We start from the raw sequence: 15,264 nt of genomic DNA on the forward strand, positions 1-15,264 counted from the left end.
ATTTTAAAGAGGCTGACAATTTCTGAACCTTTCAGATTTGTCAGCCTCTTTATTTCAGTGGATGTAACCCCCCTCTTTTACAATTATTCACATCCATTTTTTCAACTATGTATGGAATAAAAAGCTTCTTATATTTATTGAGGTTAGCATTTTATTGTAATTTCGGTTAAAATTTCGCATGTCATAAAAAGGATAAAAAATAATATAAAAAACACTAGTATACTAGTATATGTATGTGTTAATATCTCTATGTAGACATCCTATATTAGAAAATGAAGGGGCTTACATTCAGTAACTTAAGGAAGTGATAAATTATTAAATATTAAGAAGCAATACGAACTTATTATTTTTTTTATTTAAAAGAAAACGGTTTCATTTCAGCCAAAAACATTATAAGGAGGTAGAAATATGTTTTCAAAAGGAAAAACTGTTGTATTAGTAATGCTTTTCTTGGCAGGCGTGGTGAACTACCTAGACAGATCTGCTCTCTCTATAGCGGCACCTTTTATTACCGAAGATTTACATTTATCACCGACACAATTGGGAATCGTCTTTAGTAGCTTCTCTGTTGGGTATGCCATTTTCAACTTTATTGGCGGAATGGCGTCTGATAAATACGGGGCAAAACTTACTTTGTTCGTAGCCATGGTTGTTTGGTCTCTATTCAGCGGTGCGATTGCGCTAGTATTCAGCCTTGCCAGCTTGATTGTTATTCGGGTACTTTTTGGAATGGGCGAAGGCCCGTTATCGGCAACTATCAATAAAATGATAAACAACTGGTTCCCTTCAGATAAACGGGCCACTGCGATTGGGCTTGCTAATAGCGGTACACCACTAGGGGGAGCGATCGCCGGTCCTATCGTTGGGATAATTGCCTTGAATTATGGCTGGAAAATCTCTTTCGTCCTCATTATGATTATTGGAATAGTTTGGGCAGCATGCTGGTGGATTTTTATTAAAGATAAACCTGCTGGGGAAAGTAACGAAAATAATGGCTCTGCAAAGCCAGGTCAAAATCAGTCAGGTGAAAAAATACCTTTGACTTACTATTTAAAACAAAAAACGGTGTTATTTACTGCTTTTGCGTTCTTCGCGTATAACTATATTCTATTTTTCTTCTTAACTTGGTTCCCAAGTTACTTAACCGATGCACGCGGCCTAAGTATTAAAGAAATGAGTGTCGTAACCGTTATTCCTTGGGTGTTGGGTTTCATTGGTTTAGCTTCAGGCGGTATGGTTTCTGATTTTGTGTATAAAAAAGTAGGAAAAGCATTATTTGCTCGTAAAGTAGTATTGGTATCTTGTCTGTTTACATCTGCAGTTTGTATTGGGATTGCCGGTCTTGTTACTACCACAGTGGCTGCTGTAAGTTTAGTAGCATTATCAGTTTTCTTCTTATATTTGACAGGTGCGATTTATTGGGCGATCGTCCAAGACGTTGTCGACCAAAAGAACGTGGGATCTGTTGGAGGATTCATGCACTTTTTGGCTAATACCGCTGGAATCATTGGTCCTACATTAACTGGTTTCCTTGTGGAGAAATCCGGCACCTACACCGCCGCATTTTTATTAGCCGGAGGGTTAGCGGTTTTTGCTTCGTTGTCAGTAATTAAGTTTGTTAAACCTATTACTAAAAAATATAAGGCTGAGTTGACAGAGAAAGCGATGTAATAGCGTGTTAGATAACTTGTATGCTAGTATACAAATATAGTATTATCAAGCTATTCCAAATGAATCAAAATTTATGCCCTATCTTGTATACTAGTATACTCAATTTTTAGTATACTAGTATTTAAAAGAAAAAGGGTATTGAGGAGTATGAATTAATGAAAGCGATACAAGTGGTTAAACCAGGGCAGCTTGAAATAATTGAAAAAGAAATGCCACAGATTCAGCATGAAAATGAGGTTCTGATTCAAGTGAAGATGGCTGGTATCTGTGGTTCAGATGTCCATATCTATCATGGAACCTCACCAGTCGCTACCTATCCGCGAGTAATCGGACATGAAGTCACTGGCCAAGTAGTAAAGACTGGTGAAGACGTTACCTCCCTTAAGGTAGATGATCATGTTGTCATCGAACCGATTCTCACTTGTGGAGAATGCTATGCGTGCCGATCTGGACGGCAAAATGTCTGTCAAAATTTAAAGGTTTTTGGAGTCCACATTGATGGTGGTTATCAGGAGTATGTAGTTGTCCCTGAAAAAATGGCTCACAAAGTTGACCCAACATTAGATTGGAAAGAATCGGTTTTAGTGGAACCCTTTACAATTGGGGCACAAGCCAATTGGCGGGGGGATGTCAGGCAGGGAGATGTTGTGTTTATCATGGGCGCCGGCCCGATTGGGATTTGTGCCTTGCAGGTTGCAAAGTATAGAGGGGCAACATGTATTATTTCAGATTTAAGTGAAGAAAAGCTGTCCTATGCCCAAAGCCTTGGTGCCGATTTTACGATCAACCCGTTGAAAGAAGATATTTTTCAAAAAGTAAATGAATTAACCGAGGGAATGGGAGCGAATGTTGTCATCGATGCCGTATGTACAACAAAAACATTCGAACAAGCTGTCCAACTTGCATCGGTTGCTGGAAGAATTGTTGTATTAGGATTTAGTGAAGAAAAGTCAGGGATTCCGCAGCTGGAGATTACGAAAAAAGAACTGACAGTCAGTGGATCCAGATTGCAAACGAATCAGTTTCCAGAAGTAATCGATCTTTTTAATAATAGAAAAGTAGATATAAATAGCTTTGTAACGCATACGTTTCCTTTCGAGCAAGTGAAAGAAGCGATCCAATTAATCGAAACAAATCCAGATGCAGTAAGAAAAGTTCTTTTAGATTTTTCACGATAAAAATAGAAGGAGTGGATATCGGTGCAAATGACATGGAGATGGTATGGTGAAGGGAACGACTCGATTACACTTGACCATATACGGCAAATTCCGGGTGTAATGGGAGCCGTTTGGTCTCTGCATGATAAGGTTGCAGGGGAAGAATGGGAAATGGAAAGAATTCAAGAAGTTGCGGACCAAATTCGGAGTAAAGGATTCAGCCCGGCTGTAGTAGAAAGTGTGAACATTCATGATGATATCAAAATCGGATTGCCTACCAGGGATAAGTATATCGATATTTATATCGATACCATTAAAAAGCTTTCTAAAGTCGGAGTTAAAGTGATTTGCTATAATTTTATGCCGGTTTTTGACTGGACAAGAACGGATCTATATATGGATTTACCTGACGGTTCCAATGCCCTGTTTTATGAAAAAGCTGCGATTACCGATGATCCAAAAGATATGGTTAAAAAAATCCTCGAGGGGGCCGGTAATTTTACCTTGCCTGGCTGGGAACCGGAGCGTTTAGCCCAGTTGGATGACTTGTTTAAAGCCTATGAGAGTGTGACAGAAGACATTCTTTTCGACAACTTGAAATACTTCCTAGAACGAGTGATACCTGTATGTGAAGAATATGATGTGAAAATGGCAATCCACCCGGATGATCCAGCTTGGCCGATTTTCGGATTGCCGCGTATTATTCGCAATCGAGATTATATCAGTAGATTCCTTAATCTTGTAGATAGTCCATACAATGGGTTAACCTTCTGCACAGGCTCATTGGGATCTAATACAGAGAACGATTTACCTGCCATGATTCGCGAATTCCATGATCGAATTCACTTTGCACATATCCGAAATGTGAAAGTGTTTGAAAATGGCGATTTTATTGAAGTCTCTCATCGCGGGCAGGATGGAAGCGTAGATGTAGCCGAAGTCATCAAAGCGTACCATGAAAATGGATTTACAGGTTATGTTCGTCCGGATCACGGTCGTCACCTTTGGGGCGAAGAGAAACACTGCAGACCTGGTTATGGGCTGTATGATAGAGCGCTTGGAATCATGTACATGCTGGGTGTTTGGGACAGCCTGGAAATAGAGAAAGGAAGAGAGCTAAGTGCTACAGTTAAAGAGAAGCAGTATAGTAAATGAAGCTGAAGCATGGAAAGAAATCGGAGTCGAACTTCCGCAATTTGATTTTAACCAGGTCGCCGAAAATACGATAGAAAAGCCGCAGTGGGTCCACTTTGGTGCCGGAAATATTTTTAGGGGCTTTGTTGCCAATGCTCATCAAAAACTGTTAAACCAAGGACAAGCCGAGACCGGAATTATCGCAGTGAAAACGTATGATTTTGAAATGATCGACCGGTTAAATAAGCCGTATGATAACCTGACCCTGCTTGTGACCATGAAAGCAAACGGCTCTTTTGAGAAGACCGTCATTAACAGCATTGTCGACACTATTGCAGCTGATTTTAACAGGAAAGATGAATTTAAGCGACTTGTCGGGATTTTTGAAAATCCAAGTCTACAGATGGCCAGCTTTACGATTACGGAAAAAGGCTATACCTTGACGAATCCATCCGGAGAGTTCATAGGCATTATTAAGAAAGATTTTGAAACTGGATTGGATAACCCGGTCCATGCCATGAGCATTGTAACATCGCTTGCCTACCGCAGATATTTGAAAGGCCAATATCCGATGACTTTCGTCAGTATGGATAACTGTTCACATAATGGCGACAAGCTCAAAGCTGCCGTCTTATCGATCGCAAAGGAATGGTTCAAAAGGGGATATGTGGAGGAAGGCTTTATTGCTTATCTCGAGGATGAAGGCAAGATCACCTTCCCTTTCACCATGATTGATAAAATTACGCCAAGGCCATCTGAAAAGGTGAAAGAAGCTCTTCTTGACCAAGGGATTATCGGCATGGACATCATAGTCACACCGAAAAATACGTATACGGCGCCTTTTGTCAATGCAGAAGTAAGTGAATATCTTGTCATAGAAGACAAATTCACGAATGGCCGTCCAGCCATGGAGCAGGCGGGAATTATTTTTACGGACAGGGAAACGGTGAACAAAATTGAAACGATGAAGGTAACCACTTGCCTGAATCCGCTTCATACAGCATTGGCTGTTTCCGGCTGCCTGCTCGGCTATACTTTGATTGCAGATGAAATGAAAGACGAAACACTGAGAAAATTTGTAGAAATGATCGGTTATCAAGAAGGATTGAAGGTAGTGGTCAACCCTGAAATTATCAGCCCGAAAGCCTTCCTGGATGAAGTTTTGAACGAACGCTTTTCCAACCCTTATATCCCGGATACGCCGCAGCGCATCGCGTGCGACACATCCCTAAAAGTAGGAATCCGCTTCGGTGAAACTTTGAAGTCCTATGTAAAAAGTGAGGACCTGAATCCGGCCGATTTGAAAGCTATCCCACTGGCAATTGCAACGTGGTGCCGCTATCTCCTCGGCATTGATGATGAAGGAAAGCCCTTTACTCTAAGTCCTGACCCGCAGCTTGAGACCCTGAAAGCGGCTCTTGAGGGTGTTGCTTTGGGTGACCGAACATCTAACATAAATTTAATCCTGTCCAATGAAGCTATCTTTGGAGTCAATTTGTATGAGATAGGGTTGGGCGAAAAGATTGAGTCCATGTTTTATGACATGCTTACAGGTACCGGTGCCGTCCGCCGTACTTTGGAGAGGTATTGTCTTTCAGATAAGAAAAAAATCACGGTTGGTTAGGAGCGGATGGGCTATGAGAAGTTTCTCATGCCCATTTCCTATTATTAATATCTGTCGTTGGAAAAGGAATAAATTAAAGGTGGGGAAAATAATGAAAAAACTAAACGTATTATCGAGAATATCCGAATGTGGGGTAGTAGCTGTTGTAAGAGCAGATTCCAAGGAGGAAGCCATTAAAATATCAGAAGCATGTGTAGAAGGCGGCATTCAAGGGATTGAGGTTACCTTCACTGTACAAGGTGCTGATGAAGTAATCAAAGAATTAGTTTCTATTTATGGTGAAAATCATGATGTCGTCATTGGAGCCGGAACGGTTCTTGATGCAACGACAGCGAGGATCGCGATTCTTGCCGGTGCACAGTTTGTCGTTAGTCCGGCATTTGATGCAGATACAGCAAAACTATGTAATCTCTATCAAATACCATATATGCCGGGATGCATGACTATCACTGAAATGAAGCATGCTTTAGAAGCCGGGGTCGATATTGTTAAGCTATTTCCTGGAAATGCATTCGGTCCTGACTTTGTCACAGCTGTAAAAGCTCCTCTTCCACATGTGAACATTATGCCAACTGGCGGAGTCAACCTTGATAATGTGGATAAATGGATAAAAAATGGCTGTGTCGCTGTCGGTGTGGGTGGAAATTTAGTGGCACCAGCCAAACAAGGGAATTATGACAAAATTACTGAATATGCAAAGCAATATGTCCAAAAAGTACAAGAAGCAAGAGGGAACTACTGATGAAAAAAATAGTTACACCTGGTGAAATTATGCTTCGCTTTTCCGTAGAAAATGGTGAACGGCTTTTTCAAGCTGATCAGCTAAAGATGCATTATGGCGGTGCAGAAGCGAATGTAGCCATTTCACTTTCAAACCTTGGACATGACGTCTATTTTGTTAGTAAAGTACCGGAAAATCCATTGGGAATAGCTGTTGAGAGACATTTGAAATCTTACGATGTCCATACTGACTATCTGATTAAAGGCGGGGAACGGTTAGGTTCCTACTATTTGGAAACTGGAGTAGGACAAAGAAATTCCCAAGTGACGTATGACAGGAAGTACTCCAGTTTTTCGATGCTTAGACCAGATGAAATTGATTTTGATGGAGTTTTTTCAGGGGCGGAACTTTTTCATGTTACCGGAATCACCCCGGCACTATCCCCAGGCTTAAAGGAATTTACATTGCAAGCGCTAAAAAAAGCGAAGGAAAAAGGGGTTCTTACCAGCTTTGATTTTAATTACCGGGCAAAACTTTGGAGCCAGCAAGAAGCAGCAGATACGTTTAAAACATTACTTCCATTTGTTGATATATGCTCCTTCGGCGAATTGGATGCCGTTTATATTCTCGGCCTAGATCAAGCCGACCCTTCCTTGTTCAAAGAGGATAGATTGAGGTATTACTACTCAAAAATGATTGAATTGTATCCAAACATTCAGTCGATCAGTTCAACGTTCCGAACTATTATTTCTGCTTCAACTAATACTCTTCAAGGAAACTATTTCACTGGCGGGAAGTTATACCAATCAGAGATTTTCCAGATTGATCACATCGTTGATCGCGTAGGCGGCGGTGATGCATTTGCGGCAGGTATTTTACATGGAATCTTAGAAAATAAGCCTTCCCAGGAACTAATCACATTTGCGACAGCAGCATCTGTCTTAAAACATACAATACATGGTGATTGTAATGTGTTTTCAGTAGATGAGGTAGCTGCTTTTGCAAATAATGGTCCAGGGAAAATAGCCCGCTAAAAGTTGAAGTCAATTGATCGAGGGACTTTCGAAATGCCTATTTCACTGCTTTTGGTGGAGTAGGTTATTTATTTATGTTATCCAATCTATAATTAAATAGTTTACTATCGCATTAAATGAAAAATCATTTATTGGGTAAGAGTTCTGTTGCTCTGTTGACTTCAGTAACTTGCAGAAGTAAAATTTTGTATATAAGAATACTAAATAACAAAAGAATAAAGGGGTTTCATATTGAGTCTTAAAAGTATCACCACAAATGACAGAAAAACACTTGGAAAAAAAGCCTATACTAAAATCCGGGAAGAAATTATTACGTTAAACTTTAGGCCTGGGCAAATGTTATCAGAAAGTGAACTTGCTGCTACTTTAGGAGTAAGTCGTACGCCTGTTCGCGAAGCTTTTTTAATGCTTCTGCAAGAAGAATTACTTGAAATAATTCCACAGCGAGGTGCACGAGTTGCTTTAATATCAGTAAAGAAAGTGGAAGAAGCCCGGTTTGTAAGAGAAAGTTTGGAAATAAGTGCTTTCAAATCAGCAGCCAGAAACTGGAATTCTGATGATTTACGTCAAAAAGATATTGAAGCAAAAGCGATTGAATTAATTAAAAAACAACAAAAAGCCGCTTTAAAGGGAGAAAGTATAGAATTCTTGCAGTTGGATGAGATATTTCATCAACTTTTTTTGGAACTAGTTGAAAACCAAACATTAATTTCTGTTGTGTCACAAATGAGGGGTCATTTGAATCGGATGCGATACTTAGAGTTAAAGACACCAAACCATATGGAAAATGTGGTAAGTCAACATCAAAGTATTCTTAAAGCCGTTTTTTCCAATAACGAGGAGGAAACAGAGAAATTATTGCAGTACCATTTTAGCCATAAAAAAGACGAATTACCAGTAGTAATAGAAATGCATTCTGACTATTTTACTTCTTAACTAGACCTCATAGGGTACCTAATCATTTAGCGAAAAAATCGACAGGCTGCACCTGTCGATTTTTTTTGGAACTTAATGTCTCTTTAAATGTTATACTGTTATTTTTACGGATTTCGTGTTAGTGCTGGGATACTTAATGGGACGAACAAAACGGATTACAGATAAGGAAGCACAGATTGCCAATCCGCCTGCAAGTAAAAACGCAGATGTAAATGAACCGGATCTATCAACAAGGTATCCAGTTAAAGCCGGTCCTATAATTCCAGCTGTGTTCGCTAAAAAGTGCATAAATCCACCTACAGATCCAACATTGCTTTGCTCAACAACATCCTGGACAATTGCCCAGTATATTGCACCTGTCAAATATAGGAAGAATACTGAAAACGCAACCAATGTTACCGCACTGACTGTTGTTGTTACAAGACCAGCACCTCCGATACAAACAGCTGAAATAAATAGACAAGTTACAAGTACAACTTTTCTCGAGAATAATACACCTTTATTTGCAAATTTTTTGAAAACAAAATCTGAAACAAATCCGCCAGAGGCTAATCCGATAAATCCGACAATCCATGGAATCATTGTTATAACACTCATTTCCTTAACATCCATGTGACGAGCATCTACCAAATAACTTGGAAACCAAGTTAAGAAGAAGAATAAAATGTAGTTATAGGAAAAGAATGCAAACGCTGTAAATAATACTGTTTTTTGTTTCAAATAAAAGGTTAATGGACGTTTTTCCTGTGGAACCTGGTCGGTTTTTACAACAGTTGACTTTTCCGCAGATGCAGCAGGTTTTTCTTTAACAAATTTCCACCAGAATATTGCCCAAACAAGACCTAAAACCATAATAAAAAGGAAGGATATCTTCCAGCTGAATGTAATGGCGATAAAACCTACAATTGGTCCGGAAATGGCTCCACCAAGAGGTGTTCCACTATTCGTCAAACCAACAGCAGACGCACGTTGGTCAGCTGGGAACCAGTTATTGACCATTTTACTGATGGTTGCCGAAAGCGGGCCCTCACCCATTCCAAATAAAACACGAATGACAATTAAACTTGTAAATCCAACGGCTAATGCAATAGCACCACTAAATAATGACCAAACGATCATGGCAACAAACAAAGTAAGTTTCGCACCGTATTTATCAGAAGCCATTCCCCCAATAAAGTTGAAAATGGCATATCCAACAGAAAAACTACTAAAAATGATTCCCATCTGTGTTGCTGATAATGATAAATCCTCCTTAATAAATGGAGCACCAATGGATAATGCAGAACGGTCTAAATAATTGATTACGCCAGCTATGAATAATAAAATCATTACAGGTAATTTATCTTTTGTGAACATTTTTGATAACATTCATTTACCCCCTAAAATTTTGTTAACGCTTTCTCGTAATATCTAAATCATTCCACTTATTCTTTTAAATGATTTTCTAATTTACTTGATCATGTGCAAATGATTCCTTATGGGAATCATTCGCACCCCCAGATCACCTTTTACACTTCAACAATAGCCTTAATTACCTTTGCCTCTGGAGTTAACCAGCCTTCAAATTGATTGATCAGCTCATCGAAGCTTGCACGATGTGTAATATACGATTCGATGTCCACTCCGCCATTTTGTATTGTCTTCACTACATATTCAAAATCTTCCCGTGTAGCATTGCGGCTTCCCATTAATGTAAGTTCTTTTTTATGGAAATCAGGGTCATCGAACAAAATATTACCCTTAGTTAAACCAACATAGATTAATTTTCCTCCATGTGCAGGATAGTTGAATGCATCGATCATGGATTTAATATTTCCTGTCGCATCAAATACAACTGTAGGCATTTCTCCATTAGTAATTTCCTTCAAATTCTCAATCGGGTTTTCCAAGGCGTTCACAGTATAATCCACACGGGCCCATTCACGGCAAAACGCTAAACGTTCTTCGTTTACATCCATTGCGATCACTTTTGCCCCTTCATGCTTAGCAAAAGCCATGACACCTAAACCAATAGGACCTGCACCGATTACTAAAACGAACTCTCCCTGCTTGAGTTCAGAACGTCTAATGGCATGTGCCCCAATACTTAAAGGTTCTATCATCGCAGACTGGTCCAGTGTCAGCCCTTCTGTTTTGACTAAATGATTGTAAGGGACTGTGATCCATTCACTCATTCCGCCTTCAATGTGGACACCCAACACTTTCATATCTGTACAGCAATTCGTTTTTCCATTTCTGCAGGCAATACATTCACCACATTCCATGTACGGAATGACTGATACTTGATCCCCTGCCTTTAAGCCAGCAGGGTTCTCACCGATCGATTCAATTTCACCAGAAAGTTCATGACCGAGTGTACGGGGATAGCTGAAAAAAGGCTGGTTTCCTCTGTACGCATGGTAATCAGTTCCGCAAATACCAATGCGGCGGATGCGGACTAAAGCTTCTCCCGTTTTAAGCTCAGGCCGTTCAACTTCAACCATTTTGAATTGATTCGGTTGTTCACAAACAATACTTTTCATTGGGAATTACACTCCTTAAATTTAATAGATAATTTAAATCTATAATACTTCCTATTTTTAGAAATTTATTTATCTTATAGAATTACACCGTCTTTAAAAATACTAATTTCTTTAAAACCAAACCTCTCATTATTAGTTTTCTTTTCTCCTGATGCGACTTCAAGAATATATTGGAATAAATCGACTTTCAGTTCATCCATGGTTTTTCCCTCAAGCAACTGTCCAGCATTATAGTCAATCCAATTCTTTTTGCGATTGGCTAAATCGGAATTTGTCGCTAATTTTACTGTTGGTACCGGTCCACCAAATGGTGTTCCCCTTCCCGTCGTGAACAATACAATATGAGCCCCAGCTGCAGCCAATGCTGTAACAGAGACAAGATCATTTCCGGGCGCGTTGATTAAATTCAATCCAGGTTTTACTACACGTTCACCATAAGAACTTACATCAACAACGACTGCGTGTCCCCCTTTTTGAGTACAGCCAAGAGATTTTTCCTCAAGTGTACTAATTCCACCTGCTTTATTACCGGGTGAAGGGTTTTCATAAATTACCTGTTCATGACGAATAAAATATTGTTTAAAATCATTAACTAAGTGAACAATCTTATTAAAGATTTCCTCATTTTCCGCGCGATTCATCAAGATTGTTTCCGCCCCAAACATCTCAGGGACTTCTGTCAAAATCGTTGTTCCGCCATCTGCAACAATTAAGTCAGATACCGCTCCTACTAAGGGATTTGCTGTAATACCAGAAAACCCGTCAGAGCCGCCGCATTTCAATCCTACTTTCAGCTTTGAAACGGGTACCGGCTGGCGTTTAAATTGTTCTGCATACTCCACTAATTCTTCCATTAAACTTAAACCAGTCTCTAATTCATCTTCCACTTCCTGGGACTTCATGAACTTCATGCGATTTGGAGGGTATTCACCAATAACCTCTTTAAAAGATTCAATTTGGTTATTTTCGCATCCCAGCCCAACAATCAAGACACTGGCTGCATTTGGATGTTGGGCCAAAGCAGCTAACAGCTTTTGTGTATTAGACAAATCATCCCCTAATTGGGAACATCCGAATGGATGGGAGAAATGATAGATTCCATCAATTCCGCGATCCTTAAACTTTTCACTCGCCATTTTAGCAAGTACTTCACATGTTTTATTAATGCAACCAACCGTATTAATAATCCAGATTTCATTGCGGATTCCAGCTTCCCCGTTTTCACGAAGATATCCCTGGAAGGTATGCTCCGATTCTTTCATTCCATTCTGTTGACTTAATGGTTGATACGAGTATTCCAAAATACCTTGTAAACCAGTTTCTAAATTATGTGTATGAATCCATTCCCCTACGGAAATATCCCTTTTTGCTTTTCCAATCGAATATCCGAACTTAAGAACATCCCCTTTCTCTTTTACAGGGCGAACTAAAATTTTATGTCCTTTTGGAATATCCTCTAAAACATTGATATTTAGTATTTCTTTTTCTTCCGTTTGAATCTGAATATTTTCCCCTTTATGGATTTCTTGCAAGGAAATAACAACGTCATCTTTTGCATTCAATTGAAATACATTATTCATTTCATTTCCTCCAACTTTTTTAATTGTCAGTACAATGTATTAACAATCGTTCGTCATATTAACGAACATATAACAATAGAAAACCCTTTCATTTTCAATTCCTCTTCATCTTACCATCAATATTTGAAATGAAAATTACATTTTTTGCTTCATTTATACCTTTTTTTGATATAAGATACAATTGGGTGATGAGCTATATGAAAACGATAACAAAAATTTCAAACAGTAACTTACTGTTTCCTTTTTCTTTTATTTATCAAGATACCAAAAGTCCACAAAAAGAACTGGCTGACCATATTCACGATTATTATGAAATTGTTTATGTATATAGTGGAAAAGGGACTTTTTTCATCGATGATATTTTTTATGACATGAAACAAGGTGATGTATTCCTTATCCCGAACAATATCATTCATCGGGCCATGCCTGACAAGGATGAACCTATAACATCGACCATTATTTTTTTCAGCCCAACATTAATTTATAATGTCTTACTTGATGATTCTTTCTCTTATTTAAATTTGTTTGATATGGCAAAAAAAATGAAAACTTATAAAATATCCCTAGAACTAGAGAATCAACAGAAGACGGAAGAAAAACTCTTAAATATTTTTCAAGAAACGGTAAAAAATGAACTGGGATCTAGACATGCTTCATTGCTATTCGTTCATCAGATCATACTTGACTTATATCGTGCCCAAATGGATAAAAAACAGCACTTAATCGAAACGAATACCTATGGACCAGATTGGGTCAAAGAAATTTTAGTCTATATTAATCAAAATTTAAGTCATCCATTAGCCCTGACCGAACTTGCTAAAGAGGCCCTTGTCAGTACCTCTCATTTTAGTAGAGTATTTAAACAAATAACCGGAATGGGCTTGACCGTGTATCTAAATAATAAAAGAGTCATTAAAGCCAAAGAACTTTTATTGGAAACGAATTATACAGTTTCCTTTATTGCCGAAGAATGTGGATTTGAAAGCATGACTCATTTTCATAGAATCTTTAAAAAATATATGGATATGACTCCAGCTAATTATCGAAAAGAAAATAAAATGTTCCACACTCCTAACATTTAAAAATCAAAACACCACAGGATCAAAATATCCTGTGGTGTTTTAGTATCAAAATAAGGTATAAATATAGCAAAAACTGTGATTTTTATTCCGTTTATTGATGATACAATATTTTTATAAATATGTTAACGTTTTCATATGGATTTAAGAGGAGGCTTATAACATGCAAAAATTAACGAAGGAAACATGGGCTGATTACAGAGAATATCCGGAAAAGGTCATACAGTTTGGTGAGGGAAATTTTTTAAGGGCCTTTGTTGATTGGAAAATCGACAAAATGAATAAAGAAGCAAATTTTAATGGAAGTGTAGTAGTCGTTCAGCCAAGAGAACATGGAACGGTTTATAAATTAAATGAACAAGACGGGTTATACACACTTTACCTGCAAGGAATCAAGAACAAGCAGGCTGTTAGGGAGCATAGCGTGATCAATTGTATCAGCAGGGGAATTAACACGTATACAGATTACTCCCAGTATTTAGAGTTGGCAGAAAACCCTGAATTGAGATTTATCATTTCCAACACAACCGAGGCTGGAATTTATTTTGAGGAAAATGATAAATTGGACGATCAACCGCAGAAAAGTTATCCGGGGAGATTAACAGCTCTTTTATATCACCGATTTAAAAGATTCGAAGGAGAAAAAAACAAAGGATTTATCATTATTCCTTGTGAGTTAATTGATCGAAATGGCGAAAAACTGAAGAAAATCGTCCTTCAACATGCGCACACTTGGAATTTGGGAGAAGAATTTGTTCATTGGGTCCATGAAGCCAATACATTCTGTTGTAGCCTTGTTGATCGAATTGTTCCTGGTTATCCAAGTGACACCATTAATGAAATCACGGAAGAATTAGGATATCAAGATGATCTTGTTGTCGTAGGAGAACAATTCTACTTATGGGTCATTGAAGGTCCAGATTGGATTAAAGAGGAATTTCCAACTAATAAAGCAGGTCTTGATGTTAAATTTGTCAGCGATATGACTCCATATCGGACAAGTAAAGTCAGAATTCTAAATGGTGCCCATTCTGCCATGACTCCTGTCGCTTATTTATACGGATTAGAAACAGTGGGTGAAGCCGTTACAAATAAAATAACCAAGAAGTTTGTGGAAGAGTTAATTTATGAAGAAATTATTCCAGTTTTAGATTTGCCGGAACAAGAATTGAAGCTTTTTGCAGAAGCTGTGCTTGAAAGGTTTATGAATCCATTTGTAAATCACTATTTGAGCAGCATTGCCTTAAACTCGATGTCTAAGTTTAAAACAAGAGATTTACCGTCATTGCTTGAATATCTGGACAAGAAGAAGGAACTTCCCAAAAAATTAACCTTCTCCCTTAGCGCCTTAATCAGTTACTACAAGGGAAAAAGAGGGGAAGAAGAAATACAACTGCAGGATGATCAAGATATTTTAGATTTATATAAATCCTTATGGGAAAACTATGGCGATACAGAGAGTGGTCTAAAACAAATTGTTATGTCTGTACTTGCATATGAAAAAGTTTGGGGTATGGACCTAAATAGTGTGCCAATGTTAACAGAGGCTGTGACAAATTATCTCATTAAAATTGAAAATGATGGGATGAAAGAAGCTATTAAAGAGGTTACTAAATTGAATGCCACAATTGAAGTTGGCTGATCCTTCTAAGGAGAATGTTATTGAGTAAGAACAAGGGGAACTTTACTTTCACACCCAGCGATAAATAACTGCTAAAATTTGAGCCTCTCGTTTGGTAATGAGAGGTTCTTTTATATATTTTAAAAAATTTTTAAAAAAAGATTATCTTCGTTTGAATTCTACCT

12 protein-coding genes are annotated in these 15,264 nt (G+C 38.3%); 9 read left to right on the plus strand and 3 right to left on the minus strand.

Going from position 1 to position 15,264, the window contains the following annotated elements:
- Window positions 1-408: 408 nt before the first annotated feature.
- From ACSU6B_RS16975 to ACSU6B_RS17005, 7 genes are all read left to right on the plus strand, one after another.
- Complete coding sequence (locus ACSU6B_RS16975; RefSeq protein WP_410886959.1) at window positions 409-1,671, plus strand: MFS transporter; 1,263 nt, start codon at window positions 409-411, stop codon at window positions 1,669-1,671.
- A gap of 155 nt (window positions 1,672-1,826) precedes the next feature.
- Entirely contained in the window at window positions 1,827-2,849 is a 1,023-nt protein-coding gene (locus ACSU6B_RS16980) for a zinc-binding alcohol dehydrogenase family protein (RefSeq protein WP_410886961.1), read from the plus strand.
- Window positions 2,850-2,870: 21 nt separating this feature from the next.
- Window positions 2,871-3,983 carry a mannonate dehydratase gene (gene uxuA, locus ACSU6B_RS16985; RefSeq protein ID WP_410886963.1) on the plus strand — a complete coding sequence of 371 codons (1,113 nt, stop codon included), beginning with the start codon at window positions 2,871-2,873 and terminating at the stop codon, window positions 3,981-3,983.
- Entirely contained in the window at window positions 3,949-5,586 is a 1,638-nt protein-coding gene (locus tag ACSU6B_RS16990) for a mannitol dehydrogenase family protein (RefSeq protein WP_410886965.1), read from the plus strand. The genes uxuA and ACSU6B_RS16990 overlap by 35 nt, the downstream gene beginning before the upstream one ends.
- A 91-nt stretch (window positions 5,587-5,677) precedes the next feature.
- Window positions 5,678-6,328 (plus strand): bifunctional 4-hydroxy-2-oxoglutarate aldolase/2-dehydro-3-deoxy-phosphogluconate aldolase, encoded by a 651-nt coding sequence (locus tag ACSU6B_RS16995; RefSeq protein WP_410886967.1) that lies wholly within the window; start codon window positions 5,678-5,680, stop codon window positions 6,326-6,328.
- On the plus strand, window positions 6,328-7,341 hold the full coding sequence (locus ACSU6B_RS17000; protein WP_410886969.1) for a PfkB family carbohydrate kinase: 1,014 nt from the start codon (window positions 6,328-6,330) through the stop codon (window positions 7,339-7,341). Before ACSU6B_RS16995 ends, ACSU6B_RS17000 begins: the two co-directional genes overlap by 1 nt.
- Window positions 7,342-7,572: 231 nt before the next feature.
- On the plus strand, window positions 7,573-8,277 hold the full coding sequence (locus ACSU6B_RS17005; RefSeq protein WP_410886971.1) for a GntR family transcriptional regulator: 705 nt from the start codon (window positions 7,573-7,575) through the stop codon (window positions 8,275-8,277).
- A 90-nt stretch (window positions 8,278-8,367) separates the two neighbouring features.
- Here the strand turns inward: ACSU6B_RS17005 and ACSU6B_RS17010 are convergent, their stop codons facing one another.
- The 3 genes from ACSU6B_RS17010 to ACSU6B_RS17020 form a co-directional block, all read right to left on the minus strand.
- Entirely contained in the window at window positions 8,368-9,633 is a 1,266-nt protein-coding gene (locus tag ACSU6B_RS17010) for an MFS transporter (protein ID WP_410887044.1), read from the minus strand.
- Between the two features lie 152 nt (window positions 9,634-9,785).
- Complete coding sequence (locus tag ACSU6B_RS17015) at window positions 9,786-10,799, minus strand: zinc-binding alcohol dehydrogenase family protein (protein ID WP_410886973.1); 1,014 nt, start codon at window positions 10,797-10,799, stop codon at window positions 9,786-9,788.
- Window positions 10,800-10,873: 74 nt separating this feature from the next.
- A complete protein-coding gene (locus ACSU6B_RS17020) occupies window positions 10,874-12,379 on the minus strand; it encodes a UxaA family hydrolase (RefSeq protein ID WP_410886975.1) in 1,506 nt (501 codons plus the stop codon).
- A gap of 197 nt (window positions 12,380-12,576) precedes the next feature.
- On the opposite strand from ACSU6B_RS17020, the gene ACSU6B_RS17025 reads away from it, so the two are divergent.
- Window positions 12,577-13,461: an AraC family transcriptional regulator gene (locus ACSU6B_RS17025; protein ID WP_410886977.1), complete on the plus strand. Its 885-nt coding sequence runs from the start codon at window positions 12,577-12,579 to the stop codon at window positions 13,459-13,461.
- A gap of 160 nt (window positions 13,462-13,621) precedes the next feature.
- A complete protein-coding gene (locus ACSU6B_RS17030) occupies window positions 13,622-15,100 on the plus strand; it encodes a tagaturonate reductase (RefSeq protein WP_410886979.1) in 1,479 nt (492 codons plus the stop codon).
- Window positions 15,101-15,264 lie beyond the last annotated feature (164 nt).

This window comes from Neobacillus sp. C211 (assembly GCF_051842875.1).
GTDB lineage: Bacteria > Bacillota > Bacilli > Bacillales > Cytobacillaceae > Neobacillus.

What these genes read in the sequence shown, in the direction of transcription:
- ACSU6B_RS16975 (WP_410886959.1), top strand. Translation starts at nt 409, where the DNA reads ATGTTTTCAAAAGGAAAAACTGTTGTATTAGTAATGCTTTTCTTGGCA.
- ACSU6B_RS16980 (WP_410886961.1), top strand. Translation starts at nt 1,827, where the DNA reads ATGAAAGCGATACAAGTGGTTAAACCAGGGCAGCTTGAAATAATTGAA.
- ACSU6B_RS16995 (WP_410886967.1), top strand. Translation starts at nt 5,678, where the DNA reads ATGAAAAAACTAAACGTATTATCGAGAATATCCGAATGTGGGGTAGTA.
- ACSU6B_RS17000 (WP_410886969.1), top strand. Translation starts at nt 6,328, where the DNA reads ATGAAAAAAATAGTTACACCTGGTGAAATTATGCTTCGCTTTTCCGTA.
- ACSU6B_RS17010 (WP_410887044.1), bottom strand. Translation starts at nt 9,633, where the DNA reads ATGTTCACAAAAGATAAATTACCTGTAATGATTTTATTATTCATAGCT.
- ACSU6B_RS17015 (WP_410886973.1), bottom strand. Translation starts at nt 10,799, where the DNA reads ATGAAAAGTATTGTTTGTGAACAACCGAATCAATTCAAAATGGTTGAA.
- ACSU6B_RS17020 (WP_410886975.1), bottom strand. Translation starts at nt 12,379, where the DNA reads ATGAATAATGTATTTCAATTGAATGCAAAAGATGACGTTGTTATTTCC.
- ACSU6B_RS17025 (WP_410886977.1), top strand. Translation starts at nt 12,577, where the DNA reads ATGAAAACGATAACAAAAATTTCAAACAGTAACTTACTGTTTCCTTTT.
- ACSU6B_RS17030 (WP_410886979.1), top strand. Translation starts at nt 13,622, where the DNA reads ATGCAAAAATTAACGAAGGAAACATGGGCTGATTACAGAGAATATCCG.